We start from the raw sequence: 25423 nt of genomic DNA on the forward strand, positions 1-25423 counted from the left end.
CGCGTGTTCATGAGTGACGGCCCGACCTGTCGCGGCTTACCGACGGCGGTGTGAGTCACTGCCGCATGTATGCGCTGTTATCGGCAGCCAACGAGTCGAAACAGATGAGAGAGCTCGTCTCACGGTGCCCGCGAGGGCCTCGGTCCGGTGCCGACGTAGGCCGCGAGGTGCTCGCCGGTGAGGGTGGAGCGGGCGGCTATCAGGCTGGCGGGTGTACCTTGGAAGACGAGCCTGCCGCCGTCGTGGCCGGCGCCGGGGCCGAGGTCGATGATCCAGTCGGCGTGCGCCATGACCGCCTGGTGATGCTCAATGACGATGACCGACTTGCCGGAGTCGACGAGCCGGTCGAGGAGGCCCAGCAGGTTCTGGACGTCGGCGAGGTGCAGGCCGGTGGTGGGCTCGTCGAGGACGTAGACGTCACCCTTCTCTGCCATCTGGGTGGCGAGCTTGACGCGCTGCCGCTCACCGCCGGACAGCGTGGTGAGCGGCTGGCCGAGGGTGAGGTAGCCGAGCCCGACGTCCACGAGCCGGTCGAGGATCTTGTGGGCCGCCGGCGTACGGGCCTCCCCTTCGCCAAAGAACACCTCGGCCTCGGTCATCGACATTGCCAGCACTTCGGCGATGTTGCGGCCGCCCAGCTTGTAGGCCAGCACCGCGGCCTGGAACCGCTTGCCCTCGCAGTCCTCGCAGGTGGACTCGACGGTGGCCATAACGCCCAGTTCGGTGAAGATGACGCCCGCGCCGTTGCATGTGGGACAGGCGCCTTCTGAGTTGGAGCTGAACAGCGCCGGCTTCACGCCGTTGGCCTTCGCGAACGCCTTGCGGATCGGCTCGAGAAGGCCCGTGTACGTCGCAGGGTTGCTGCGCCGCGACCCCTTGATGGCACCCTGGTCGATCACCACCACGCCGTCGCGGCCGTCCACCGAACCGTGGATCAGCGAACTCTTCCCTGAGCCGGCTACGCCAGTGACCACGCAGAGCACGCCGAGCGGGATGTCGACATCCACGCCCTGGAGATTGTTCGTGGACGCTCCACGGACCTCCAGTGCGCCCGACGACGGGCGTACCGATTCCTTAACCGCGGCCCGGTCGTCGAGGTGGCGGCCCGTGATGGTGGCACTCCCCCGCAGCCCCTCCACGCTTCCCTCGAAACAGACGCTGCCGCCCTCGGTGCCTGCGCCGGGACCGAGGTCAACGACGTGGTCGGCAATCGCGATGGTCTCCGGCTTGTGCTCGACGACGAGCACGGTGTTGCCCTTGTCGCGCAGCTGCAGCAGCAGCTGGTTCATCCGCTCGATGTCATGCGGGTGCAGGCCGATAGTCGGCTCGTCAAAGACGTAGGTGATGTCCGTGAGGGACGAGCCCAGGTGCCGGATCATCTTGGTGCGCTGGGCCTCCCCTCCGGACAGCGTGCCCGCAGGTCGGTCCAACGAGAGGTAACCCAGCCCGATTTCGGCGAACGAGTCGAGCAGGTGCTGCAAGCCCTTGAGGAGCGGGGCAACCGAAGGCTCGTTGAGCTCGCGGACCCAAGCGGCAAGGTCGCTGATCTGCATCTCGCACACGTCGGCGATGCTCTTGCCCTGGATCTTCGAGGACCTGGCCTCCGGGCTGAGCCGCGTTCCGTTGCACTCGGGGCAGGCCTGAAACGTGATGGCACGCTCCACGAAAGCCCGGATGTGAGGCTGCATCGCGTCGACGTCCTTGGAAAGGATCGATTTCTGGATCTTCGGGATCAGCCCCTCGTAGGTGAGATTGATGCCCTCGACCTTGATCTTGGTCGGTTCCTTGTACAGGAGGTCGTGCATTTCCTTTTTAGTGAACTTCGCGATCGGCTTGTCCATGTCAAAACCGGCGCCGCTGAAGATACGGCCATACCAGCCGTCCATGCTGTAGCCGGGAATCGTCAACGCACCTCCGCTGAGTGACTTCGTGTCGTCATACAGCGCCGTGAGGTCGAAGTCGGAGACCGAGCCCATGCCCTCGCAGCGCGAACACATGCCGCCCAGGTAGACCACCTCGCGCACCACGTTCCTCTCGACCCTGCCGGCCTTCTCGGTGCTCATCACCCCGCTCGCCTTCCGCGTCGGGACGTTGAAGGAGAACGCGGTAGGTGGCCCCACGTGCGGCGATCCCAGCCGGCTGAAGAGGATGCGCAGCATGGCGTTGGCGTCGGTGGCGGTGCCCACCGTGGAGCGCGGGTTGGCCCCCATCCGCTCCTGGTCGACGATGATCGCCGTCGTCAGCCCCTCGAGGTGGTCCACATCGGGCCGCGACAGGTTGGGCATGAAGCCCTGTACGAAGGCGCTGTAGGTCTCGTTGATCATCCGCTGCGACTCGGCCGCGATGGTGGCGAACACGAGAGAGCTCTTGCCCGAGCCGGAGACGCCCGTGAACACCGTCAGCCGGCGCTTCGGGATTTCGATGCTGATGTTTTTGAGGTTGTTCTCGCGCGCGCCCTGCACGCGGATCAGATCGTGGCTGTCCGCTACGTGCAGCGCAGGCGATTCTGTGTCCGTCCTCGTGGCCATGCTCATCGTGTCTCCATCTGTTTGCGGGGCCGCCTGCGCGGACTCCGTAGGCGTCGCCCGGCTTGATCGTACTGCTTCGAGCAGTACGTCCGGTTCTCCTTCGTCGGCGCGGTCCGCTGTCTACCTCACTGGAGCAGCCCGCTGTCTACCTCACGGGTCCTGGAGCAGCCCGAGCACGTTGCCATCGGGGTCGGTGACGGTGGCCACTAGGCGGCCGCCGCCGACGTCGTGCACAGGCTCCTTCACGACGGCACCCGCGGCGGTCACCTCGGCCAGCTTCGCCTCGAGGTCCGGCACGTGCCAGTAGGCCACCGGTGAGGTCATCCCCTGCGGTCCACCGCCCGGCACCAGCCCGATGTGCTGGCCCGCGGCCTCGAAGCCGACATAGTAGGGCCCGTCGGTCTGCGGCGGTACGCCGAGTAGGGCGGCGTACACCGCCTTGGCCGTCGCCAGGTCGGAAACGGGATGCAGTACGGTCTTGATTCCCTGGGTGGAAGAGCCGGTCATAGTCACTCCTGAAGTCGTGGGTCTGGTCGGGATTGTCTGGCCCATCGGGACCATCTCCGGGCGGTCGCGGTAGAAAGGCCAGGGAGGCGTCCGGGTCGTTGTGCGGGAGGAAGCTAGCGTGCATGGTGATATCCATGACGGTCACGCTAGCTGCGGCTCGGGGGTCCGCGCTTCTCGATTCCGGATCGGTCTGGTCAGCTGTTTCGCGTCGATCCGGTCGCGGACGCGGTGCAGCCGCGCGGGGTGGCACAGGTGCTGCGCTGCGGCGGGGCTGCTGGTCACCTGCCCGATCGTGCCACGTCGCACCGGAGTTGTCTAGCGCCCCTGGCGTGCCACTCCACTCCGCGTCCGCTCTGCCCCCACGGACGTCACCTTTCCCCTCCGATAGGGTGTGGGAATGGTGCGTGGACTGGCCGATGCGGGACCGGCTTCGCGCCGCGATGACCTATGGGTATGGCGCCTTGGTTGGCGGGGGAACTGGGTACCAATGCGCAGCTTCACTTCCGTAGAGAACCGTATCGATGAGCGTGCGCATCGGTTTCTAGACCGCGCCCCTGCTGGCGGCGTCCGTTCGAGACTTACCGAGTTTGCCGTCTTCGGTCTCAAGCAAGCCTGGGCATGCATCTTTGGCGTTGCGCTCCTCGCCGTGATCTTGGCGGCACGCCTTTGGTATCCGGACGGCGCCGCACTGCCCAGGAACGATTTCCTGACCCTCGCCGCAGTCACTATCCAGATTCTGATGGTTGCAGCACGACTGGAAACCCTGCGGGAGCTCAGGGTGGTTGTTCTCTTCCATGTGGTCGGAACGGCGATGGAACTGTTCAAGACCGACGTCGGCTCGTGGTCGTATGAGGCCGAGGGCTTCCTGCGCATCGGGGCCGTCCCGCTCTTCAGCGGCTTCATGTATGCGGCAGTCGGTTCATACATGGTGCGCGTCTACCGGCTCTTCGATCTGCGCTTCGCCAGGTACCCGCGGCGGTGGGTCACGGCGATCCTGGCCGCAGCCATCTACGTGAACTTCTTCTCCCACCACTACACCATCGACGCACGATGGGTTCTGCTGGCCGCCGTCGGCATCATCTACGGCCGGTGTGTCATGCACTTCCGGGTGTTCCGCAGGCAGTTCCGGATGCCGTTGGTTCTGGCGTTCCTGCTCGTGGCACTGTTCATCTGGATTGCCGAGAACATCGCGACGTGGTCCGGGGCGTGGCTCTACCCAAGCCAGTTGAACGGCTGGCACATGGTCTCGTCCGACAAGCTGGTCTCATGGTTCCTCCTGATGATCATCTCGGTGGTGCTGGTGGCATGGGTCTACAAGCCGGAGCCACCCGGACCGGCTGAGGAGGTCAGCGGTGCCGCGTCCGACGTCGGCGAGTCACCGGCGGTCCCGGCTGCCACCGCGGAAAACGGGGCCCCGCGGTAGCGCCGCCCCCGATCAGTGTTACGGCAGACGCGACGGTCGCAGCAGGCTGGAGGCGCCGGCGGCATCCGTTTGCGCGGCCTTGGGAGCCCCCGCCGTCGACCGTTGGGGCACTCCGCCGCGCGGAGTCTTTCCGCAGCGAGGCGTCACATTTTCGGGGACCCCCGGCCAGTAGCGCTAGACGCTCACCGCCAGATCGTAGTCTGCCCCGTGCATGTCCTCGCAGAGCGCCACGCAGGCACCGAAGCGGTTCTTGAACTCCGGGTCCTGCTTCCATGCGTCGCGGGACGCCTCGTCGGTCCACTCCGAAAACGACATATAGCGTCCCGGGACACCGCCGTCACGAAGGAGATTGGCAACCACCATGGACGGATAGTTCGCGCGGGACCACTGGAGGAACTCGGTCCACCGCCCCACGAACTCCTCGTCGTTCCCCTGCTTCACATGCCAGACCCCGGAGGCGTAATGCTCTGCCATCGGTCTCACACCCTTTCCAGAAGGTTTTTGATACGTCAATTCTAGAACCGGCGCTTTGCGCGGAGCCGCTCTCAAGGCACCAGCCGATTGCTCCGGCGCTCTCGCCGTGGGCGAGACGCGAAGCCTGCTAGAACCCGAGCCCTTGTCATCCGCCCGGCGGCGCTGCTGCTGGACGAGCCGCTTTCCAATCTGGACGCGATGCTGCGCGGGGAAGCACTAACCGAGATCCGGTCCACCCAGAAGGCCGCCGGCACAACCTGCCTCTACGTCACGCACGATCATGAGGCTCGGCCGACTGTCGATAGTCGACAGCGTGGTCTCTTGGGCGAAAGACATTGGGGCATGCCCGCTAGCTTCGCCGCTCACTGCCAGCTAGTTCGTGGTGCTGGCACGAATAAGCGGAATCGGCCAACGTGCCGCCCGGATCGGATCGATTGCGTCGTCGGTGATCCCCGCAGTAAAGTCCTCGAACCCGAAGACCTTGAAAAGCGCCTCGCGTCCGAACTTGGAGCTGTCTGCGACGAAAAACGCCTCGGCAGCCACGGAACGCATTTTGCGTTTGAGTTCGATCGAATAGCTTGAGCTTGCGTAGATCCCGTCATCCATCACGGCACCCGCTCCGAAAACGGCCACGTTCACCCGCATGTTTTCGAGTTGCTGCAGCGAAGCCGGGCCCCACATGGAAGTGGTGCCCGGCAGGAGCTCGCCGCCGATAAACACCAGGTTGATGCGCGGTTTGCGTGAAATCTCGATCCCAACCAACAGATCGTGGGTAACCACGGTCAGACGCGAATGGTCGAGATGCCGTGCCACTTCCAGGCATGTCGTCCCGCTGTCGAGGAGGACCGTCTGGTTCTCAAGAATCCTGTCAGCCGTGGCAGCGCCGATCGCCTCCTTCTCCCGTGCCTGCAGTTCGGTCGCGCGAGCGGGGACGGAAGGCTCTGCAGGTGCGGCGCCGCCGTGTGTGCGCCGGATACTCTTCTCCTCTGCGAGACGCTCCAGGTCTCGACGAATCGTGGACGCATCCACTCCGTACTTTCGGGCAAGCGTGGTGACGCTCTGAAAGCCGTGCTCCTCGATGAGCTCGACAATCTCCTGGCGGCGCGACATCGGGCCCCTTTCCTAGGTATGAGCTAAAGGGTAGACGGATGCACGAATTCGCGCAATATTTGCACGCATTTCGGCAAAATTGCGCGAATCCCTCGACACCTGCGCGAATATGACCTAGCGTATGCACAGATCGGAGAAACCGATGCGCGGATTCATGCATCCGCATTGCGTGATCACAAAGGAGTGAATTGATGAAGCTTTTGCGTACATCAGCGTTTTTGGCCGCGGGGCTCTCAGCCGTCCTCATGACGGGCTGCGGTTCTGTCAACGACGGAGCCGCCGCTACGGCCGCACCGGGCGCCGGCGGTGACACCAAAGCATCAGACATGACCATGGTGACCGTAGTGAAGCTCAAGGGCATCGCATGGTTCGACCGCATGGACGAAGGTGTGCAGTCCTACGGCAAGCGCACCGGCATCGACACCCGCACCGAAGGCGGCGACGACGTCAGCCCCGAGAAGCAGATCAAGATCATCCAGGACCTGGTCGCACAGAAGCCGACAGCCATCACCGTGGTCCCGAATTCCCCGGAAGCCGTTGCCAACGTGCTGGCCCAGGCCAAAGCGAAGGGCATCATCACGGTCGCGCACGAGGCCACGGGAATCAAGAATGTCGACATCGACATCGAAGCCTTCGACAACGCCGTTTACGGCCAGAAGATCATGAAGAGCTTGGGCACCTGCATGGGAGGCAAGGGCGACTACGTCCAGTTTGTCGGTGGCCTCACAGCCAAGACCCACATGGAGTGGGTCGGCGCCGCCTACGACTTCCAGAAGTCGAACTTCCCCGACATGAAGCGCGTCGAGGATCCGATCGAAAGCACGGACAACGAGGCCGCGGCGTACCAGAAGGCCAAGGAAATCCTCGCGAAGCACCCGAACATCAAGGGATTTCAAGGCTCTGCCGGTAACGACGTTCCCGGCATCGCACGTGCTGTGGAAGAAGCCGGCAAGGCGAAGGAAATCTGCGTCATGGGTACGTCGATTCCCTCCGCTGCGAGCAAATACCTCGCAACCGGCGGAATCGACAAGATCTTCTTCTGGGATCCGGCGCTGGCCGGAGAGGCTCAGCTTGAGATCGCCCGCGTTCTTGCCACCGGGGGCAAGATCGAAGCCGGTACCGATCTGGGCATCAAGGGCTACAACAGCCTGAAGAAGCTGGACGGCTACGACAACGTGTTCCTGGGCGATGCATCCATCGAGGCGGATGCCGAATCCGCCAAGCAGTACAACTTCTGATAGTCCGGGGCGTGGGACGGCACCATGGTGCTGGCCCCACGCCCTCCTGAAAGGTTTCCGATATGACAAGCACTGCCCTCAAAGGGCCGCTCTCGCCTGTGCTCAAGGTGCGCAACATTGTCAAAACATTTGGTGGTGTCACCGCACTGAGCGACGTCTCGCTCGACCTGCTCCCCGGTGAGGTGCTCTGCCTCGCCGGCGAGAACGGCTGCGGAAAGTCGACGCTGATCAAGATCATCTCGGGCGCCGAGAGGCCGGACTCCGGCGAGATCGTCGTCGACGGCAATACGTATTCTTCGATGGATCCCACCGTCGCCATCAAGAGCGGGATCCAGGTCATTTACCAAGACTTCTCCTTGTTCCCCAACCTCACAGTGGCCGAGAACATCGTCCTGACCGCGGCGGTCGCTGGCCGCCGTCGACTTCACAGTGCGCGGAAGGCACGTCCCGCAGCGCAGGCCATCGTCGACGATCTCGGTTTAAATCTTGACCTGGACGCCGACGTGGAGCAGCTCTCAGTCGCGGACAAGCAGCTGACCGCGATCTGCCGTGCCCTCGTCAGCGATGCCCGCGTGCTGATCATGGACGAGCCGACCACGGCACTGACGCACACCGAGGTGGACAGGTTGTTCGTGATCGTAGAGCGTTTGCGCGCCAAGGGGGTGGGGCTCATTTTTGTTTCCCATAAGCTGGATGAGGTTCTCAAGATTTCGCAGCGCGTTGCGATCCTGCGTTCCGGTAAGAACGTTGTCACGAGCCCTGCCTCAACCCTGGATCCCAGAGCCATCGCTCTCCACATGACAGGGCGCGAACTGGATGAAACGCGACACGTAAGCCAGCTGGACCCTGCGTCGGAGGTCGTCCTGGAACTCGAGGGGCTCGGGCTGCGGGGGGCATACGAGGACGTCTCCTTCTGCCTCCGCCGTGGCGAGATCCTCGGCGTGACCGGCCTCCTCGGCTCGGGACGCACCGAAATTGCGGAATCACTCTTCGGCGCCGTACCGCACGACTCCGGCACCGTGAAAGTCAACGGTAAAGAGGTCCGCATCCGCTCCATCAAGGACGCGATCGAGGCGGGCATCGGCTACGTCCCGGAAGACCGACTGACCCAGGGGCTGTTCATGGATAAGTCGATTGCGGACAACATCATCGCCGGCTCCCCGAACGAGCACATGACGCGCCTCGGAACCCTGGACCTGCGCGCCGTACGCCAGACAATCCAGGACCTCTTTGCCCGGCTGCGTGTCAAGGCCCCTAACGTTCAGTCCCCGGTCCGAACCCTTTCAGGCGGAAATGCGCAACGCGTGGTGCTCGCCAAGTGGCTGGCTCGCCGTCCGCACATCCTGATGCTGAACGGTCCGACCGTCGGTGTCGACATCGGATCGAAGGCAGAGATTCTGAGTATCCTCCGCGCCGAAGCAGCCGAGGGGATGGGCATCATCGTCATTTCCGACGACGCGCCCGAGCTGGTGGCCTGCTGCCACCGGGTGCTTGTCGTGCGGCACGGCAGGGTTGTTGAAGTCCTCGAAGACGCCGATGTCGCTGTGGACATTATCCGAGAGAAGGTGGCTGCATGAGCGGCACCAGGCTGGATACTCCGGCACGACTCGGACTGCTCCGGGGGCCGAACAACGAGGGCGTCCTCGCCGTCGTCCTCGTGGCCCTTATTGTGGCCATGTCCATCGCAAATCCCGTGTTCTTCACGCTGCCGACGGCCTTCAGTATCCTTCGCAGCTCGATTGTGCCGCTGATTTTTGCGCTCGGCGTCCTCATGGTGATCATCTCCGGCGGCATTGACGTGTCATTTGCTGCGATCGCAGTGTTTGCGGCGTACAGCACGGTGCGAGCGCTCGAATCGGGAATGCCTGACTTTGGGCTTGTCGGGGCCTTCGTACTGGCGCTGCTGATCGGAGCGTCGCTGGGCGTCATCAACGGCTTCCTCATAGCGAAGTTCAGGCTGCCGACCCTCATTGTCACTCTTGGTACCCAGGGCATCTTCAAGGGCGCACTGCTGACCTACGTCGGTTCCCGCTACATCGCCGACTTGCCGGAGTCGATGGCCCAGATCTCCACGACGAACCTGTTCGAACTCGAGACCTCCAGTGGGAGCGCCTACCTGCACGTCCTGGTGGTCCCGGCAGTTCTTCTGGCGCTAGGACTCGCCTGGGTTCTGCGGAGCACGATGTTCGGACGAAGCATCTACGCCATCGGCGGGGATGTGGAAGCCGCGCGCCGGGCCGGCATCCGGGTGGTCCGCACTCAACTGTTCGTCTATGTCATAGCCGGAACCATGGCAGCGGTGGGCGGGATGATCTACGTGATCATGGGACGCAGCGCCAGCCCCCAGATCCTCGTCGGAAGCGAACTCGACATAATTGCCGCCGTCGTCCTCGGCGGAGCATCGATCTTCGGCGGCCGGGGCTCGGTCCTGGGGACGACGCTGGGCGTCCTACTGGTCCAGGTGATCTACAACAGCCTCATTCTGGCAGGCGTGCCCAGCGCGTGGCAGCGGACCGCGGTCGGTGTCCTCCTGCTCGTCGGTGTTGGCATTCAGGCCGTAGCCTCCCGCCGGACCACCCAGGCCCGCATCCTCGATGAGGCCCCCCAGAAGCAGGAGGTTGCAGCATGAAACGCGCCGCTACAGAAACGAACTCCCTGAGCCGCTTCAACGACTCGGTCGACTCGGCCTGGACCCGCGTACTGGGCGGTGTGAGCCTGCAAGGCGGCGTCAAGCGGATGCTGGTTCTGCTCGTCATTGCGTTCGCCGTCTTCGCAGCCCTCAAGCCCTCGGTCTTCCTCAGCGGCACGAATCTGAGCAACATCGCCCTGAACTCGCCCGAAATCGGGGTGATCGCGATTGCCATGATGCTGGCAATGCTCACCGGCGGCATCGATCTGTCGCTGGTGGCCACGGCCAACCTCGCGGCCATCACAATGTCGACGATCTTTACGGCCGTTTCCGCCAGCGATCCGGCCCTGGCCGAGCAAGCCTTCCCGCTCATTCTCATGGCCGGCATCGCCGTAGGCGTTGTAGGCGGGTGCATCAACGGACTGCTGATCTCCGTGGTAGGCATCACCCCGATTCTCGCGACCCTCGGAACCATGCAGATTTTCAATGGGATTGCTGTTGCCTGGACGGGCGGCAAGACCCTGAACGGGACGCCCGCCGCCCTGACCGCTATCGGGGCATCCACCCTCGGCGGGATACCGACTCTCTTCTTCGTGTTTGTCCTCCTCGCCATTGCCATCGGCGTCATCATCAATCGCACCCCTCTTGGACTAAAGATTCAGCTGCAGGGCGCGAACCCGACGGCGGCACGTTATTCGGGCATCGCGAGCCAGCAGACACTCATGAGCACGTACGTACTTACGGGTCTGCTGAGCGGCATCGCAGGCGTATTCTTCATCGCCCGCAACCCCACGGCCTCTGCCGACTACGGTGCGTCCTACGTTCTCCTGGTCATCGTCATCGCTGTCCTTGGTGGCACCAATCCAAACGGCGGATTTGCCACCGTTCTGGGCGTCGTGTTGGCCACCCTCACCCTGCAGATCGTCTCCAGCGGCTTCACCGCACTGAGGCTCTCGTCCTATCAGTACGCGATCGCCCAGGGCCTGGTACTCGTGGCGGCCATGGCCTTCGAACAAGTCCGGTGGCGCCGCCGCCGTCGGCAGATAAAACCCGCGGTCCAGCCCAGCTAGATCTGCTCCGGCTCAGGGCAGCAGACCAGCTTCCAGCACCGCCCTAGCCCCAATAACCTCCCCCGGCATCAACAGAAAGAAGATCGTGAAGAAGATCATTAACAAGCCAGAGGACTTCGTCAACGAGATGATCGAGGGAATCCTCCTCGCACACCCCGAAAAGCTGAAGACCCCCGGCGAAGACCCACGGATCCTCGTCCGCGCCGATGCTCCCGTCGCAGGAAAGGTAGGCATCGTCACCGGTGGCGGTTCCGGCCATCTCCCGCTGTTCAAGGGCTACGTCGGCCAGGGGCTTTGCTCGGGTGTGGCGATCGGCAATGTCTTCAGTTCGCCCAGTTCGCAGCAGTGTTTCGAGGCAACAAAAGCCGTCAGCGGCGGCGCCGGTGTGCTTTACCTCTACGGAAACTATGGCGGGGACGTCTTCAATTTCGATCTGGCAGCCGATCTGGCGGAGCTTGAAGACATTGAGACGCGGACCGTTGTGGGACGGGACGACGTTGCCAGCCAGCCGAAGGACAACCGTCTTGAACGACGCGGCGTCGCCGGCTTGATCTTCGCGTACAAGGCGGCCGGCGCGGCAGCCGAGCGCGGGGACAGCCTCGACGCGGTGGCAGCGGTCGCCGAGGACATAGTCGACAACACGGCGACGATGGGAATCGGATTGTCGCCGACCATCCTTCCCACCACGGGTGCCTTGAGCTTCGACCTGCCTGACGGCGAAATGGAAATCGGAATCGGAATCCACGGAGAGCCGGGCATCCATCGTGGTCCCCTGGAGACGGCGGACGCCATTACGGACCGGCTGGTTGACGCGCTCGTCGAAGATCTCGACCTGTACGACGGCGACACAGTCGCCGTGCTTGTGAACGGCATGGGTGCAACGCCCCTGGAAGAGCTCTATGTCATGTACCGCCGCGTGCACCAGATCCTCTCCGGACGTGGCGTTTCGATCGCCAAGAACTACATCGGCGAATACGCGACCAGCCTGGAGATGGCAGGCGCCTCCATCTCACTTCTCAAGCTCAACGACGCCCGGCTTGCGCTGCTGGAGGCGCCCGCGTCCTCACCGTTCTTCCAGGAGGTTTGAACCATGCACTCTACAGAGCTGATTGAACAGATCCAGCGCAGCCTGACAGAGGTCGTCAAGTACGCGGACGAGCTGCGTGACCTCGACCAGGCGCTGGGGGATGGTGACCTTGGTATCACCATCACGCTCGGAGCAGGGGCAGTCATCGAAGCCCTGGCGGAGCTTCCGGATGGGGCCACGCCGGCCGAGATTTCGCGCGCCTGTGCAAAGGCTTTCGCCAACGCCAATCCTTCGACGATGGCGGCCTTGGTGGCCGGCGGATTGCTCGCAGGATCAAAGACGTGGAAAGACCTCGACAACGTGGACCTCGCGGCGGCCGCACGATTCGTGCGGGCCGCGGGCGACAATATCGCGCAGCGTGGCAAGACTCAGATCGGTGACAAGACCATCGTTGATGCCATCATGCCTGCCGCAGATGCTCTCGACGCTGGGGAGGATGGAGCGGGCGGCCTCGATGCGGCCATCGCTGCGGCCGAAAAGGCAGTGATCGACACACGTTCGCTGCGCTCTCGGCGAGGACGTGCCGCCTGGCTTCAGGAGCGCAGCATCGGCCTCCAGGACCCGGGGGCAACCGCAATGTGGCGCTTCCTTGAATCCTGGCGCACGGCCTCCGTGCCCGCCAGGTCCTAATAGCGAGCGTCTCCAAGGGAGTAGGAAAAAATGAAAGTTCTCGTAACAGGATCCCGTGGCAAGGTGGGCACAGCTGTTGTCCGTGCCTTGATCTCGGCCGGACATGATGTCACTGGCTCGGACCTCAGCCGCCACGCTTTTGACCGAATCCTGCCCGGGGAACCGGACTATCAGCAGGCGGACCTCACGGATGCCGGCCAAGCATACGGGACCGTTCGTGGCTTCGACGCGGTGGTCCACGCCGGGGCCATTCCCGAACCAACCCACAACCCGCCGCACATTGTGTTCCAGAACAACATCATGGGCACCTTCAACATGATTGAGGCCTCCATTCGGGCGGGCGTCAAAGTCTTCGTCAACATCTCCAGCGAAACCGTTCCGGGGTTCTTCTTCCCCGAGCGCCCTGTCCTCCCCGACTACGCACCGGTCGACGAGAGCCACCCGATCCGGCCACAGGATCCGTACGCCCTGTCCAAGGTGTTCGGCGAAGAGCTGTGCGACGCCGCGGTGCGCCGTAGCGATATGCGCTGCATTTCCATCCGGCCGAGTCACGTTCAGCACCCGGGCAACTACGAACGGAACCTTGGCGGTCAAGTCCGTGACGCCGGGCAGCTGAGCCCAAACCTGTGGAGCTACGTTGACTCGGAAGACCTCGCCGACGCAATCGTGCTGGCCGTTGAATCAAACATTCCTGGTCACGAAGTCTTTTACATCGCCAACCCCGACAACGTCGGCGGGCGCGACTTCGCCGCCGTGCTCAAAGAGTATTACGGGGATCAGATTGAGCTGCGAGAGCTGGACCGGGTTGATGCCTCCGGTATCTCATGTGCAAAGGCAGAACGGATGCTCGGCTGGAAAGCCAAGCGGTCGTGGCGTGATCACCTGGACACCGAAGGCCACGCCATCGAGCGATAGCCCTTCGTGAATCTTCCCCGCCGCTGGCTGGGGGAGTATGCGCAGGTCACGCCACAACACCAGTGATGGGGTTGCCACCGAAAACGTTGTCGCATTGACCGGCCGGGCTTCGGCCTGTGGAAGGATGATCGTCATTTTCAAGGCTCGCGGGGCGGACTTCCGCCACAATGTGATCAATGTTCGAGCCGCCCTTTCGTCGAGGGCGGGCCACGGACCTCGGGCGGTGGGCAAGTGATGCGGGACGTTGTCCTGGGCATCGATATCGGCACGTCCAGCAGCAAGGGCGTACTGGTCGATTTCGGCGGCACGATTCATGCAACAGCAGTGCGCGATCACGAGGTGTCCAGACCAGCTCCAGGGCATGTGGAAATGGACGCTGCCATCTGGTGGCAGGAGTTCATTGACATTTCCCGTGAGCTGACAGCTACGGAAAACGTCCGCGTAGTAGGAGTCGGGGTCAGCGGCATGGGACCTTGCGTCCTTGTTGCGGATGAGTATGCCAGGGCACTTCGTCCCGCGATCCTCTACGGCATCGACGCCCGGGCCGTGGAGCAGATTGCCAACATTAACAGGCAATTCGGTGAGCAATCGATCGTTGATCGGTGCGGATCAGCGCTGTCCACCCAGGCTGTCGGGCCCAAGCTGGCGTGGCTGTCCGATCACGAACCGGGCATCGCTTCACGCGCCCGCATGCTCTTCATGCCGAGCTCCTGGCTGGCTTATCAGCTGACGGGCGAATACATTCTCGACCATCACTCGGCGAGCCAGTGTACGCCCATGTATGACACGTCCGCGCACGAGTGGTATCCGCCGTTTGCGGATCCGCTGATTCAGTCCATCGATCTGCCCCGGCTTGTCTGGCCCGGAGACATTGTCGGCCACGTGAATGCGGTGGCTTCGGACAGGACAGGCATCCCGAAGGGTGTGCCGGTCATCGGCGGAACAATTGATGCCTGGTCGGAAGCAGTGAGTGTGGGCGCCCAGCGGCCAGGCGATTTGATGTTGATGTACGGCACAACCATGTTCCTGATAAATACTCTGCAGGCAAGAGCGACATCGTCCTCATTGTGGGGCACGGTCGGCGTGGTGCCGGGTACTTACAACCTGGCCGGCGGCATGGCAACGTCCGGTGCCATCACAGCCTGGCTTCGGAAGATGGTTGGTTCCCCTGACTTTTCAACTCTGCTCTCCGAGGCAGATAACTCAGGCCCCGGGGCGAAGGGGTTGCTCATGCTCCCGTATTTTGCGGGGGAGCGCACACCCGTAGCGGATCCGAATGCCCGTGGACTTGTCGCTGGACTCACTTTGGACCACACCCGTGGCGACCTGTATAGGGCCACTCTGGAGGCAACCGCGTTTGGAGTCCGACACAACGTTGAGGCCTTGGCAGGCATGGGCGGAGTCGTGCGACGCACGATCTCCGTTGGCGGCGGCACACAGGGTGGCCTGTGGACCCAGATCGTTTCTGACGTTACCGGCTTGGAACAGCAGACACCTTCTGTGACCATCGGGGCCAGTTTCGGAGCCGCCTATCTGGCCGCGGACGCGCTGGGCTCAGTTGCTATCGATGACTGGAACCCCATCGTCTCAGTGACCCGGCCGCGCGAGGAATCGTCGGCGAGATATGGAACTCTCTACGGGCTGTACCGGGAGCTTTACGAGTCCACGGCTTCGGTTACCCACCGACTCGTTGATCTTGCTTCGCCGTGACACAAGAAATGCGTCTGCGCACCCGATGGTGGTCAAGCTCTTGAATCACGCCTTCATAGGGCCCTTCGTCACGCATCTGTGGCGCCGGCGTCTACCCGGCGACGGCGGCGGCGACGGCCGTCTCGGCAGTACCGCCGGTGGCGGCCAGCCGCAGCCGGCCGACGCGTTCGCTGAGGATCCGGCGGGCTTCGCCGGGCAGCCCGTCGTCGCTGATGAGCTCGTCGGCGTCGTCCAGGCCGGCGATGGTGCTGATGCCCAGGATGCCCCACTTCGTGTGGTCTGCCAGCACCACCACCCGGCGGGCCGCCGCGACGAAGGCGCGGTCCGTTTCGGCTTCGAGCACGTTCGGGGTGGTGAACCCGGCGTCGGCGTCGACGCCGTGGACGCCGAGGAACAGCACGTCGAGGTGCAGTTGTTTGAGGGCGGCCGTGGCCAGCGGCCCCACCAGGGCGTCGGAGGGGGTGCGTTCGCCGCCGGTGAGGATCACGGTGGACGGGGAGGGGCCCTGGTGGAAGACGTCGGCGATCCGTACGGAGTTGGTGACCACGGTGATCCGGGGCCCGGCGGCCAGCAGCCGGGCCAGCGCCCAGGTGGTGGTGCCGGCGCTGAGCCCCACCGCCATTCCTTCGCGGACCTGGCCGGCGGCCTCGTGCGCGATCGCGGTTTTTTCCTCCTGCAGCTGGGTCACCTTCAGCTCGAAGCCGGGCTCGTGGGTGCTCACGCCGCCGGGGAGCTTGGCCCCGCCGTGGATCCTTTCCACGGCGCCGGCCGCGTCGAGTATCTCGATGTCCCGCCGGACGGTCATGAGGGACACGCCCAGCAGCCGGGCGAGGTCCGCGACGCGGACGATCCGCTCGCGCTGGACCTCCGCGACGATGGCTGAGTGGCGGGCTGCGGCAAGCATTTCTTGTCCTTACTGGCGTCTTGAATTACTGGCGTGGGGAATGAGTGCTGCGGGAACGGACGACGGCGACTGCTCCGGCTTACTCCTGCACATCCTATTCTTCCCTGCGCACACAGGGAGACTGCCCGCTTCCTGATTCATTATGTGTTCTATTGTTTGAAAATGTTTTATCGTGTACAAATAGACCATGACGCGAACCACGATGACCCGGCTGGCCGACGGCCGCGAGATCCTCTACTTTGACGACGCCGGATCAGCCGCGCGCCCCGCGGAATCCCTGGTGGACCACCGGGACCTGCCCGCCCGCCCCGAGCCAGGCGAGCTGCGCTTCGATGCGCTCAGCCGGGAATGGGTGGCCGTGGCCGCGCACCGGCAAGCGCGCACGCACCTGCCGCCGGCGGACCAGTGCCCGATCTGCCCCACGACGCCGGCCAACCAGACAGAGATCCCCGCGCCGGACTACGACGTGGCCGTCTTCGAAAACCGCTTCCCCTCGCTCGGTCCGGACGCGAGCCAAATCCCCTCGGCGCCGGTCTGGGGCACCACCGCACCCGCCGTGGGCCGTTGCGAAGTGGTGGCGTTCACCCCGGAGCACACCGGGTCCTTCGCCGAACTCGGCTGGCGCCGCACCCGGACGGTGGTCGATGCCTGGGCCCACCGGACCGAGGCACTCAGCGCCCTGCCGGGCATCAAGCAGGTCTTTCCGTTCGAAAACCGGGGCCCGGAAATCGGCGTCACCCTGCACCACCCGCACGGGCAGATCTACGCCTACCCCTACGTGACGCCCCGTGCCGCGGTGCTGGCCGCCGCGGCCGGCGAATACTTCGACAACTCGGACGGCGCGGCGACCCTTACCTCCTCCCTGCTGCAGGCCGAACGCAGCGACGGCAGCCGGATGGTCCTCGAAGGCGAACAATTCAGCGCCTATGTCCCCTTCGCCGCCCGCTGGCCGCTGGAAGTCCACCTCGTCCCGCACCGCCAGGTCCCGGACCTCGCCGCCCTGAACGGGGGGGAACGCGACGAACTGGCGCAGCTTTACCCCGAGCTCCTCCGGCGCTTCGACGCCCTCTACCCGACGCCGACGCCCTACATCGCGGCCTGGCACCAGGCTCCGCTGGACCCGGGCATGCGCCGCGCAGGCCAGTTGCACCTCCAGCTGACCTCACCCCGCCGCGCCGCGGACAAACTCAAGTACCTGGCCGGCTCCGAAGCTGCCATGGGCGCCTTCATCAACGACACGACCCCCGAATCCGTCGCGGCCCGGCTACGCGAAGCCGCCGGCGTCGGGACCCCGGCCACCCTGACCCCGGAAGGCGCCCCCGCATGAACACGACACCACGCACCGACGCCCAGCCGGACAGCCTGGAGAACCGCTTCGAGGCCACCTTCGGCGCGGCCCCGCACGGCGTCTGGGCCGCCCCCGGCCGGGTGAACCTGATCGGCGAGCACACCGATTACAACGAGGGCTTCGTGCTGCCCTTCGCCATTGACAAGCGGGCGACGACGGCGGTCCGCCTCCGCAGCGACAGTACAATCCGGCTGCTCTCCACCTTCGGCGACCAGGGCCTTGTCGAGGCCGACGCCGCCGCACTGACACCGGGCGCCGTCAAAGGCTGGGCCAAATACCCCCTCGGTGTGGTCTGGGCTTTGCAGCAGCACGGCATCGAGGTTCCCGGCTTCGACCTCCTGCTCGACTCCGACGTCCCGCTCGGCGCGGGATTGTCCTCCTCCCACGCGATTGAATGCGCCGTCATCACGGCCCTCAACGAGCTCACCGGGGCAGGGCTGTCCGCCCAGGAGATGGTCCGGCTGACCCAGCATGCGGAAAACGCCTTCGTCGGCGCACCGACCGGCATCATGGACCAGTCGGCGTCCCTGCGCGGCGCCAGCGGCCACGCCGTCTTCCTCGACTGCCGGGACCAGGCCGTGGAACTCGTGCCGTTCGAGGCGCAGCAGGCCGGACTCGTGCTGCTGGTCATCGACACGAAGGTCTCGCATTCCCACGCCGACGGCGGGTACGCCTCCCGCCGCGCGTCCTGTGAGCTCGGCGCCGAGGTCCTGGGCGTCACGGCCCTGAGGGATGTCGTCGTCGCGGACCTCGAGGAGGCCAGCGGCCTGCTCGACCCGGTCACCTTCCGGCGGGTCCGCCACATCGTCACCGAAAACGACCGCGTGCTGCAGGCCGTGGACACCCTCCGGTCCCAGGGCCCGGCCCACATCGGCGGCCTCCTCGATGCCAGCCACGCCTCCATGCGGGACGACTTCGAGATCTCCTGCCCGGAACTCGACCTCGCCGTGGACACGGCCCGCGCCCACGGCGCCATCGGCGCCCGCATGACCGGCGGCGGCTTCGGCGGCTCGGCCATCGCCCTCACCCCGGAGCAGGACGAGCGGCAGGTCCGTGACGCCGTCGTCCGCGCCTTCGCGGAAGCCGGGTTCACCGCGCCGGACATCTTCACCGTCACGCCGGCCGCCGGAGCGGAGCGCATCCGATGAGAATTCTGGTTACTGGCGGCACCGGTTACATCGGTTCGCACACTGTGCTGTCCCTGCAGGAAGCCGGCCACGAGGTGGTGGTGATCGACAACCTGGTGAACTCCAGCGAGGAAGCCCTGCGCCGGGTCGCGGAACTCAGCGGCACCGCCGCGGTCTTCCACCACGTGGACCTGGTGGACGAGGCCGCCGTCGACGCCGTCTTCACCGGGCACGCGATCGACGCCGTCATCCACTTCGCCGGGCTGAAGGCCGTCGGCGAATCCGTCCGCGAACCCCTGCGCTACTACCACAACAACCTCACCGGCACGCTGAACCTGCTCCGCGTGATGGACCGGCACGAGGTCCGCTCGATCGTCTTCAGCTCCTCCGCCACGGTCTACGGCGAGCACAACCCCAGCCCGTACCTGGAGAAGATGGAGATCGGCGCGAACAACCCCTACGGCCGGACCAAGGAACAGATCGAGGACATCCTCGCGGACCTCGGCGCCGCCGACCCCCGCTGGCACATCGCGCTGCTGCGCTACTTCAACCCGGTCGGCGCGCACCCCTCGGGCCGGATCGGCGAGGACCCGCAGGGCATCCCGAACAACCTCGTCCCGTTCATCGCCCAGGTCGCCGTGGGCCGGCGCGAGAAGCTGATGGTCTTCGGCGGCGACTACGACACCCCGGACGGGACCTGCCAGCGCGACTACATCCACGTCGTCGACCTCGCCGAAGGCCACGTCGCCGCGCTGGGGCACATCGCCGGCCGGGCCGGGGTGTACCGCTGGAACCTCGGCTCCGGCACGGGCTCCTCCGTGCTGGAAGTGCTCCGCGCCTTCGAAAAAGCCGCCGGCAAGACCATCCCGTACGAGATCACCGCCCGCCGCCCCGGGGACCTGCCCGCCTTCTGGGCCGACGCCTCCTCGGCCCTGGCGGACCTCAGCTGGTCCGCCACCCGCACCGTCGACGAAATGTGCGAAGACCACTGGCGCTGGCAAAAAAACAACCCCCAGGGCTATAACTCCTAGCACTTCCCTGCGTTGGTTTCACTCGTGGCTAAGTCGTGGGGCCCCGGTTAGGCCCCGGGGCCCCGGACCCCGCAGCCGCAGGACTGCCGGATCCGCAGTTCCGTGGGGAAGATCCGCTGTTCCGGCTCCTGGCCGCGGGACGTCCCCACCAGGGCGCTCACCGCCGCCTCGGCCATGATCCGGACCGGCTGTTCCACCGTGGTCAGGGCGGGCCAGCTGTATTCGGCCTCGGCGGAGCCGTCGAAGGAGGTCAGGGCGATGTCGCCGGGGACGTTGAGTCCGGCCTCGTGGATGGCCCGCAGGATGCCGATGGCCTGCATATCCGAGCTGGCAAAGATCGCCGTCGGCCGGTTGGGCGAGGCGAGCAGCCGCTGCCCCGCCGCGTACCCGCCGGAGCGGGTGAAGTCGCCGCGGACAATGGGGCCCTCCGGCAGCCCGGCCGCGGTGAGCGCCTGCAGCCAGCCATGTTCGCGGCGGTCAAAGTCGTTGGCGACGTTGGTGCCCATGGCCAGGGCGATATTGGTGTGCCCGTGGCCGATGAGGTGGTCCACCGCCATTTTGGCCCCGGCGGCCAGGTCTACGCCGACGCTGTTGAAGCCTGGGGCGTTGCCCCCATGGTTCAGGAGCACCGCGGGGATTTCGGCCGATTCGAGCGCCTCCAGGTCCGGTTCAAACAGCACGCTGGCGAGGACAACCCCGTCCACCTGGCGTGAGGCGAGGTTGCGGATGTTCCGCCGTTCCTTGGCCAGGTTGCCGTCCGAGTTGGTCAGCAGCAGGGCGTAGCCGAGCTCGGCGGCGGCGTCCTCCACGGCGTGGGCCAGCAGGGAGAAGAACGGGTTGGAGTTGTCCGGGATGACCAGCCCGATGGTCTCGCTCGAACCCAGCTTCAGCGCCCGGGCGGCGGCGTTGGGGCGGTAGCCGAGGACCCGGATGGCATCCTGGACCTTGGCCTCGGTGGCCGGGGCCACCTTCTTGGGCCCGCCGTTGACCACATAGCTGACGACGGCGGTGCTCACCCCGGCATAGCGGGCGACATCCTTGCGGGTCACCGGGCTGCGGGGGGTGTGCACTGCCGAAGTCGTCATGGAATACATGCTAGCTACAGGGCGGACGGTGCATCGCCGAAATCACGGATCGGCAGGCGTTCACCGTTACGCAGGGCCGAAGCATGCGCCACGACGCCGGGCAGGGTGAACCGTGCCGCGACCCACGCGTTGACGGGAGGCAGGGTGCCCGTGTTGACCGCGGTGACGAAGTCGTCCACCAGGAACTGGTGGCTGCCCTCGTGCCCGTTGGGCGCACCGCGGAACTCCTCCGGCAGGCGGCTGCTGTCATGCACCCGCGCAAGCCCGGAAGTGAAGGCGTCCCGCAGTTCCGGGGCGACGCCGGCCAGGGACGGATCGTCCAGGGGGATGCTGGGCCGGGTTTCCATCTGGCCTGAGATGTCCTGGACGTCCTTCTTGTCCTGCCACACGGTCACATTGGCGAGCTGTTCGAAGCTCCCCTCGGTGCCGAAGAACCGGAAGCGCGATTCGCGGAGGTGCGAGGGGTAGCCCACCCGGCGTAGTAGCTGGTCTCGCCCATGGCGTAGACCAGCCCCGTCTCGCGGACAGCCTCGATGATCAGTGCGATCTCCTCCTCGGAGACCGCCATAGGGACCGCGGAGTAGACGTGCTTGCCGGCCCGCAGGGCCTGCACCACCAGCGGACCGTGCGTCCAGCGCTGGGTGAAGATGGCGACGGCGTCGACGTCGGACGCCAGCAGTTCCTCAAAACTGCCCTTGGTGCCATCCAGCCCCCACTGCTCCCGGCCGGCCGCGGCGCGTTCCGGCCGCTCGTCGACGGCGTATACCTCGCTGACTCCGGGGTGGAGCTTGAAGAGGTGGGCGAAATGGCCGCCGAACTGGCCAAGACCGACTACTCCGATTGAAAACGTCATTGTTTACCTTTCCTGATCCGCCCGGGCAACCGGGCCGGATGCCCGCCCGGGGGCTTCCGGACAGTTTCCCACCGGAATCTACTCGAGTCAATCAATTTCGCATCCGCCGGAGAATGTCTTGTTAAATAGCGGAAAACTACTTGCTGGTCTGAATCTACTCGTGTAGATTCATGTTCCAGTTGTTATCCACATCACACCACCAGGAAGAGTCAACGATGACTACCATCACCAAGCTTCCGGATCCTGTGGCCGGCGGATCCAAGCCCTCGCATCGCGGAAAGGCAGGCAGGGCCGGAAAAACCGGCAGGGGACGCCGCCTCGGCGATCTCCGGATCGCCCTGCTGTTCATCCTCCCGGCAATGATCGGTTTCGTCGCGTTCTATCTGGTCCCCACGGTGCGCGGCATCTACCTCAGCTTCACGGAATACAGCATCCTGGGCGACCCCACCTGGATCGGCACCAAGAACTACACCGCCATTTTCGGCGACGAGCTGTTCTGGAACGCCATGGGAGTGACCGTGCAGTACGTCGGACTCAACATCGGCTTCCAGACCATCATCGCTCTCGGTTTGGCCCTCCTGATGCACCGGGTCGCCAAGTCCACGCTTATTCGCGGCGCACTGCTGCTGCCGTTCCTCGTGGCCAACGTCATCGTCGCCCTGCTGTGGTTTTGGATGCTGGACTACCAGATGGGCATCGTCAACGAGCTGATCAGCTGGCTCGGCCTGCCCCGCATCGCCTTCTTCGGCAGCGAGCAATGGGCCATCCCCACCATCGCCGGCGTCAACGTGTGGCGGCACATGGGATACACAGCGCTGCTGATCTTCGCCGGCCTGCAGTCCATCCCCAACCACGTCTACGAAGTCGCATCGCTCGACGGCGCGTCCCCCACCCGGACCTTCTGGAGCATCACGATGCCGCTCCTGCGCCCCGTGCTGGTGCTGGTCCTGGTGGTCACCGTGATCGGCTCTTTCCAGGTCTTCGACACCGTGGCCGTGACCACGGGCGGCGGCCCCATCAATGCCTCCCGCGTCATCCAGATGTACATCTACCAGAAGGCCTTCGGTGAATCCGACTTCGGCTACGCCTCGGCACTGTCCGTCATTCTCTTCGTCATTCTCGCTCTTGTGGCCTTCGTCCAGATGAAGTTCCTCAAGGGCAACGAATCGGATCTGGACTAAGGAAACCCAGCCATGACTACCTCCGCCCTTTCCCGCAAAAAGCCCGTCGGCACCACCGCCGTCCCTGGTGAGTCCGTCCGCGATGAGTCCGTCCCCAGCAAGGCCGTCAACAGGAAGCCCGTCAACCGGAAGCCCGTCAACTGGCGCCGCGTCGGCGCCTGGACCCTCGTCGCCGTCGCCGTCGCCGTGACGGTGGCACCGTTCCTCTGGATGCTCCGCACCGCGCTGTCGAGCAACCACTCACTCGCCGCCAACGCCGGCAACCTGCTTCCCGCCGATTTCAGCCTGGGCGCCTTCAAACGGGTCCTCGGCCTGCAGAGCCCCGAGGAGGCCATCGCCGACGGCGGCTCCGGCGCGGCGATCAACTTCTGGCTCTACCTGCGCAACTCCATCATCTTCGCGAGCGTCACCACCGCCGGTCAGGTGTTCTTCAGCGCGATGGCCGCGTATGCCTTCTCCCGGCTCCGGTGGCCCGGCCGGAACGTGGTGTTCTCCCTGTTCCTCGCCACGATGATGGTCCCGCCGATCTTCACCGCGCTGCCGAACTTCGTCATGATCAAGAACCTGGGCCTGCTCAACACCTTCGCCGGCATGGCGTTGCCGTTCCTCTTCATGACCCCGTTCGCCATCTTCTTCCTGCGGCAGTTCTTCCTGAGCATGTCACGGGAAGTGGAGGAAGCGGCCATGCTCGACGGCGCCAAGCACCTCCGGATCTTCTTCCAGATCGTGCTGCCCAACGCCGCCGCGCCGCTGGCCACGCTGGCCCTCCTGACATTCATCGGCCAGTGGAACGAGTACTTCTGGCCGCTGCTCGTGGGCCAGGACGAAAGCGTCCGCGTCCTCACCGTCGGCCTGGGCGTCTTCAGGTCCCAGTCCCCGCAGGGAGCCCCCGATTGGTCCGGCCTGATGGCCGCAACCCTGGTCGCCGCCCTGCCCGTCCTCCTGCTCTTCATCGCCTTCGGCAAACGGGTGGTCAACTCCATCGGCTTCTCCGGCATCAAGTAACGACCACCGAACACGCACTGCCCCCCAACACACGCCCCCTCAACACGCACTTCCACGAAAGGTCCACCATGAAGAAGACCATCGGCGTCGTCGCTGCCGCCGCAGCCATCGCCCTCTCCCTCTCCGCCTGCGGCGGTTCCGGCCCATCCGCCGAAGCCAAGGGCGAAATCAACTACTGGCTCTGGGATGCCAACCAGCTCCCGGCCTACCAGCAGTGCGCGGACGATTTCACCAAGGCCAACCCTGACATCAAGGTCAAGATCACCCAGCGCGGCTGGGACGACTACTGGACCACGCTGACCAACGGCTTTGTTTCCGGCACGGCCCCGGACGTCTTCACCAACCACCTCTCCAAGTACCCCGAGTACGCCGCGAAGAAACAGCTGCTCTCCCTCGATGACGCCGTGGCCAAGGACGGCATCAAGCTGGACAGCTACACCAAGGGCCTCCCCGAGCTGTGGGTCGGCCAGGACGGGAAGCGCTACGGCCTGCCCAAGGACTGGGACACGGTGGGCCTCTTCTACAACAAGGCCATGACGGACTCCGCCGGCCTGACCGCCGAGCAGATGGCGAACCTGGACTGGAACCCGCAGGACGGCGGCAGCTACGAGAAGGCAATCGCGCACCTGACCGTGGACAAGAACGGCGCCCGCGGCGACGAGGCCGGCTTCGACAAGAACAACGTCGCGGTTTACGGCCTCGGACTGGCCGGCGGCGGCTCCGGCCAGGGACAGACCGAGTGGAGCTTCCTGACCGGCACCACCGGCTGGACCGCCACGGACAAGAACCCGTGGGGCACCAAGTTCAACTACGACGACCCCCGGTTCCAGGACACCATCACCTGGTGGGCCGGCCTCACCGAGAAGGGCTACATGCCCAAGCTCGAGACCACCGTCGGCGCCAGCCTGGCGGACAACTTCGGTGCCGGCAAGGCCGCCATCAACACCACCGGCGACTGGCTGATCGGCCAGTACCAGAGCTACAAGGGTGTGGCGACCGCGTTCGCCCCGACCCCGAAGGGCCCCGAAGGCAAGCGCGCCAGCATGTTCAACGGCCTGGCCGACTCCGTCTGGGCCGGCACCAAGAACCCGGCCGCCTCGGTCAAGTGGGTCGAATACCTCGGTTCCACCGCCTGCCAGGACGCCGTGGCCAAGAAGGCCGTAGTGTTCCCGGCCGTCAGCAGCTCCTCCGAGATCGCCGCCAAGGCCTTCGCGGACAAGGGCACCGACGTTTCCGCCTTCACCACCCACGTCAAGGACAGCACCACGTTCCTGTTCCCGATCGCGGACAAGGCGGCCAAGGTGGACGGCATCATGAAGCCGGCCATGGACGCCGTCCTCTCCGGCAAGAAGCCGGCCAGCTCGCTCACAGAAGCCAACAACCAGGTCAACGCCCTCTTCAAGTAGGCCCATGCCTGACTGCGGCGCCGCCCGCAGCCACCCGCCCGGGTGCCGCCGCCTCCTCGCGGCGGCGGCACCCGGGGACTTCCCAGCCGCACCAACCCGCACCCCGCATCCCGCACTCCGCACGCCAAGACTCCCGCGTTCCCGGACGCATGCCGAACCACC

Annotated in this window: 21 protein-coding genes and 1 pseudogene; 15 read left to right on the top strand and 7 right to left on the bottom strand. The window is 65.0% G+C overall.

Annotation, left to right across the window (positions count from 1 at the left end):
• Nucleotides 1–119: 119 nt before the first annotated feature.
• Nucleotides 120–2534, bottom strand: coding sequence for an ATP-binding cassette domain-containing protein (locus tag ACVWZ8_RS10640; protein ID WP_456504621.1), 2415 nt, complete (start codon nucleotides 2532–2534; stop codon nucleotides 120–122).
• Between the two features lie 144 nt (nucleotides 2535–2678).
• On the bottom strand, nucleotides 2679–3035 hold the full coding sequence (locus ACVWZ8_RS10645) for a VOC family protein (RefSeq protein WP_426979360.1): 357 nt from the start codon (nucleotides 3033–3035) through the stop codon (nucleotides 2679–2681).
• A 487-nt stretch (nucleotides 3036–3522) separates the two neighbouring features.
• Here ACVWZ8_RS10645 and ACVWZ8_RS10650 point away from each other — a divergent pair, with 487 nt between their 5' ends.
• The gene (locus tag ACVWZ8_RS10650; protein ID WP_456504622.1) at nucleotides 3523–4458 is read left to right on the top strand and encodes a DUF817 domain-containing protein; all 936 of its coding nucleotides are present in this window, start codon (nucleotides 3523–3525) and stop codon (nucleotides 4456–4458) included.
• Between the two features lie 174 nt (nucleotides 4459–4632).
• Here ACVWZ8_RS10650 and ACVWZ8_RS10655 read toward each other — a convergent pair whose 3' ends face one another.
• Nucleotides 4633–4932 (bottom strand): antibiotic biosynthesis monooxygenase family protein, encoded by a 300-nt coding sequence (locus tag ACVWZ8_RS10655; RefSeq protein ID WP_426979358.1) that lies wholly within the window; start codon nucleotides 4930–4932, stop codon nucleotides 4633–4635.
• Between the two features lie 372 nt (nucleotides 4933–5304).
• The gene (locus tag ACVWZ8_RS10660) at nucleotides 5305–6042 is read right to left on the bottom strand and encodes a DeoR/GlpR family DNA-binding transcription regulator (protein WP_426979357.1); all 738 of its coding nucleotides are present in this window, start codon (nucleotides 6040–6042) and stop codon (nucleotides 5305–5307) included.
• Between the two features lie 191 nt (nucleotides 6043–6233).
• Here ACVWZ8_RS10660 and ACVWZ8_RS10665 point away from each other — a divergent pair, with 191 nt between their 5' ends.
• From ACVWZ8_RS10665 to ACVWZ8_RS10700, 8 genes are all read left to right on the top strand, one after another.
• Nucleotides 6234–7280, top strand: coding sequence for a substrate-binding domain-containing protein (locus ACVWZ8_RS10665; protein ID WP_456504623.1), 1047 nt, complete (start codon nucleotides 6234–6236; stop codon nucleotides 7278–7280).
• 62 nt (nucleotides 7281–7342) lie between these two features.
• Nucleotides 7343–8857 (top strand): sugar ABC transporter ATP-binding protein, encoded by a 1515-nt coding sequence (locus ACVWZ8_RS10670; RefSeq protein ID WP_456504624.1) that lies wholly within the window; start codon nucleotides 7343–7345, stop codon nucleotides 8855–8857.
• Entirely contained in the window at nucleotides 8854–9909 is a 1056-nt protein-coding gene (locus tag ACVWZ8_RS10675; protein ID WP_426979354.1) for an ABC transporter permease, read from the top strand. The genes ACVWZ8_RS10670 and ACVWZ8_RS10675 overlap by 4 nt, the downstream gene beginning before the upstream one ends.
• Nucleotides 9906–10979 (top strand): ABC transporter permease, encoded by a 1074-nt coding sequence (locus ACVWZ8_RS10680; protein WP_456504625.1) that lies wholly within the window; start codon nucleotides 9906–9908, stop codon nucleotides 10977–10979. Before ACVWZ8_RS10675 ends, ACVWZ8_RS10680 begins: the two co-directional genes overlap by 4 nt.
• Nucleotides 10980–11064: 85 nt before the next feature.
• Nucleotides 11065–12066 (top strand): dihydroxyacetone kinase subunit DhaK, encoded by a 1002-nt coding sequence (locus tag ACVWZ8_RS10685; protein ID WP_456504626.1) that lies wholly within the window; start codon nucleotides 11065–11067, stop codon nucleotides 12064–12066.
• Nucleotides 12067–12069: 3 nt separating this feature from the next.
• Nucleotides 12070–12696 (top strand): DAK2 domain-containing protein, encoded by a 627-nt coding sequence (locus ACVWZ8_RS10690; protein ID WP_426979351.1) that lies wholly within the window; start codon nucleotides 12070–12072, stop codon nucleotides 12694–12696.
• A gap of 30 nt (nucleotides 12697–12726) precedes the next feature.
• Nucleotides 12727–13611, top strand: coding sequence for an NAD-dependent epimerase/dehydratase family protein (locus ACVWZ8_RS10695; protein ID WP_426979350.1), 885 nt, complete (start codon nucleotides 12727–12729; stop codon nucleotides 13609–13611).
• Nucleotides 13612–13845: 234 nt separating this feature from the next.
• Complete coding sequence (locus tag ACVWZ8_RS10700; protein ID WP_456505938.1) at nucleotides 13846–15321, top strand: FGGY-family carbohydrate kinase; 1476 nt, start codon at nucleotides 13846–13848, stop codon at nucleotides 15319–15321.
• Between the two features lie 91 nt (nucleotides 15322–15412).
• On the opposite strand, the gene ACVWZ8_RS10705 is transcribed toward ACVWZ8_RS10700, so the two are convergent.
• Nucleotides 15413–16225 carry a DeoR/GlpR family DNA-binding transcription regulator gene (locus ACVWZ8_RS10705; RefSeq protein WP_456504627.1) on the bottom strand — a complete coding sequence of 271 codons (813 nt, stop codon included), beginning with the start codon at nucleotides 16223–16225 and terminating at the stop codon, nucleotides 15413–15415.
• A gap of 187 nt (nucleotides 16226–16412) precedes the next feature.
• On the opposite strand from ACVWZ8_RS10705, the gene galT reads away from it, so the two are divergent.
• From galT to galE, 3 genes are read left to right on the top strand one after another with little or no spacing between them, the layout of a single operon-like run.
• Nucleotides 16413–17552: a galactose-1-phosphate uridylyltransferase gene (gene galT / locus ACVWZ8_RS10710; RefSeq protein WP_456504628.1), complete on the top strand. Its 1140-nt coding sequence runs from the start codon at nucleotides 16413–16415 to the stop codon at nucleotides 17550–17552.
• Entirely contained in the window at nucleotides 17549–18721 is a 1173-nt protein-coding gene (gene galK, locus ACVWZ8_RS10715; protein WP_456504629.1) for a galactokinase, read from the top strand. The genes galT and galK overlap by 4 nt, the downstream gene beginning before the upstream one ends.
• A complete protein-coding gene (galE, locus tag ACVWZ8_RS10720; RefSeq protein WP_456504630.1) occupies nucleotides 18718–19731 on the top strand; it encodes a UDP-glucose 4-epimerase GalE in 1014 nt (337 codons plus the stop codon). Before galK ends, galE begins: the two co-directional genes overlap by 4 nt.
• Nucleotides 19732–19778: 47 nt before the next feature.
• On the opposite strand, the gene ACVWZ8_RS10725 is transcribed toward galE, so the two are convergent.
• Together ACVWZ8_RS10725 and ACVWZ8_RS10730 are read right to left on the bottom strand one after the other, a co-directional pair.
• The gene (locus tag ACVWZ8_RS10725; RefSeq protein WP_456504631.1) at nucleotides 19779–20825 is read right to left on the bottom strand and encodes a LacI family DNA-binding transcriptional regulator; all 1047 of its coding nucleotides are present in this window, start codon (nucleotides 20823–20825) and stop codon (nucleotides 19779–19781) included.
• 5 nt (nucleotides 20826–20830) lie between these two features.
• Nucleotides 20831–21669, bottom strand: a pseudogene (locus ACVWZ8_RS10730) (Gfo/Idh/MocA family protein).
• Nucleotides 21670–21884: 215 nt separating this feature from the next.
• Here ACVWZ8_RS10730 and ACVWZ8_RS10735 point away from each other — a divergent pair.
• The 3 genes from ACVWZ8_RS10735 (at nucleotide 21885) to ACVWZ8_RS10745 (ending at nucleotide 25261) form a co-directional block, all read left to right on the top strand.
• Nucleotides 21885–22850, top strand: coding sequence for a carbohydrate ABC transporter permease (locus ACVWZ8_RS10735; RefSeq protein WP_426979342.1), 966 nt, complete (start codon nucleotides 21885–21887; stop codon nucleotides 22848–22850).
• A 12-nt stretch (nucleotides 22851–22862) separates the two neighbouring features.
• Nucleotides 22863–23855 carry a carbohydrate ABC transporter permease gene (locus ACVWZ8_RS10740; RefSeq protein ID WP_426979341.1) on the top strand — a complete coding sequence of 331 codons (993 nt, stop codon included), beginning with the start codon at nucleotides 22863–22865 and terminating at the stop codon, nucleotides 23853–23855.
• A gap of 68 nt (nucleotides 23856–23923) precedes the next feature.
• Nucleotides 23924–25261, top strand: a complete 1338-nt coding sequence (locus ACVWZ8_RS10745; protein ID WP_426979340.1) for an ABC transporter substrate-binding protein — start codon at nucleotides 23924–23926, stop codon at nucleotides 25259–25261.
• Nucleotides 25262–25423: the final 162 nt, after the last annotated feature.

This window comes from Arthrobacter sp. UYCu723 (assembly GCF_054059215.1).

Excerpts from the sequence above, each read along its gene's own strand:
- ACVWZ8_RS10640 (WP_456504621.1), bottom strand. The coding sequence starts at position 2,534 with ATGAGCATGGCCACGAGGACGGACACAGAATCGCCTGCGCTGCACGTA.
- ACVWZ8_RS10645 (WP_426979360.1), bottom strand. The coding sequence starts at position 3,035 with ATGACCGGCTCTTCCACCCAGGGAATCAAGACCGTACTGCATCCCGTT.
- ACVWZ8_RS10650 (WP_456504622.1), top strand. The coding sequence starts at position 3,523 with ATGCGCAGCTTCACTTCCGTAGAGAACCGTATCGATGAGCGTGCGCAT.
- ACVWZ8_RS10655 (WP_426979358.1), bottom strand. The coding sequence starts at position 4,932 with ATGGCAGAGCATTACGCCTCCGGGGTCTGGCATGTGAAGCAGGGGAAC.
- ACVWZ8_RS10660 (WP_426979357.1), bottom strand. The coding sequence starts at position 6,042 with ATGTCGCGCCGCCAGGAGATTGTCGAGCTCATCGAGGAGCACGGCTTT.
- ACVWZ8_RS10665 (WP_456504623.1), top strand. The coding sequence starts at position 6,234 with ATGAAGCTTTTGCGTACATCAGCGTTTTTGGCCGCGGGGCTCTCAGCC.
- ACVWZ8_RS10670 (WP_456504624.1), top strand. The coding sequence starts at position 7,343 with ATGACAAGCACTGCCCTCAAAGGGCCGCTCTCGCCTGTGCTCAAGGTG.
- ACVWZ8_RS10675 (WP_426979354.1), top strand. The coding sequence starts at position 8,854 with ATGAGCGGCACCAGGCTGGATACTCCGGCACGACTCGGACTGCTCCGG.
- ACVWZ8_RS10680 (WP_456504625.1), top strand. The coding sequence starts at position 9,906 with ATGAAACGCGCCGCTACAGAAACGAACTCCCTGAGCCGCTTCAACGAC.
- ACVWZ8_RS10690 (WP_426979351.1), top strand. The coding sequence starts at position 12,070 with ATGCACTCTACAGAGCTGATTGAACAGATCCAGCGCAGCCTGACAGAG.
- ACVWZ8_RS10695 (WP_426979350.1), top strand. The coding sequence starts at position 12,727 with ATGAAAGTTCTCGTAACAGGATCCCGTGGCAAGGTGGGCACAGCTGTT.
- ACVWZ8_RS10700 (WP_456505938.1), top strand. The coding sequence starts at position 13,846 with ATGCGGGACGTTGTCCTGGGCATCGATATCGGCACGTCCAGCAGCAAG.
- ACVWZ8_RS10705 (WP_456504627.1), bottom strand. The coding sequence starts at position 16,225 with ATGCTTGCCGCAGCCCGCCACTCAGCCATCGTCGCGGAGGTCCAGCGC.
- galT (WP_456504628.1), top strand. The coding sequence starts at position 16,413 with ATGACGCGAACCACGATGACCCGGCTGGCCGACGGCCGCGAGATCCTC.
- galK (WP_456504629.1), top strand. The coding sequence starts at position 17,549 with ATGAACACGACACCACGCACCGACGCCCAGCCGGACAGCCTGGAGAAC.
- galE (WP_456504630.1), top strand. The coding sequence starts at position 18,718 with ATGAGAATTCTGGTTACTGGCGGCACCGGTTACATCGGTTCGCACACT.
- ACVWZ8_RS10725 (WP_456504631.1), bottom strand. The coding sequence starts at position 20,825 with ATGTATTCCATGACGACTTCGGCAGTGCACACCCCCCGCAGCCCGGTG.
- ACVWZ8_RS10735 (WP_426979342.1), top strand. The coding sequence starts at position 21,885 with ATGACTACCATCACCAAGCTTCCGGATCCTGTGGCCGGCGGATCCAAG.
- ACVWZ8_RS10740 (WP_426979341.1), top strand. The coding sequence starts at position 22,863 with ATGACTACCTCCGCCCTTTCCCGCAAAAAGCCCGTCGGCACCACCGCC.
- ACVWZ8_RS10745 (WP_426979340.1), top strand. The coding sequence starts at position 23,924 with ATGAAGAAGACCATCGGCGTCGTCGCTGCCGCCGCAGCCATCGCCCTC.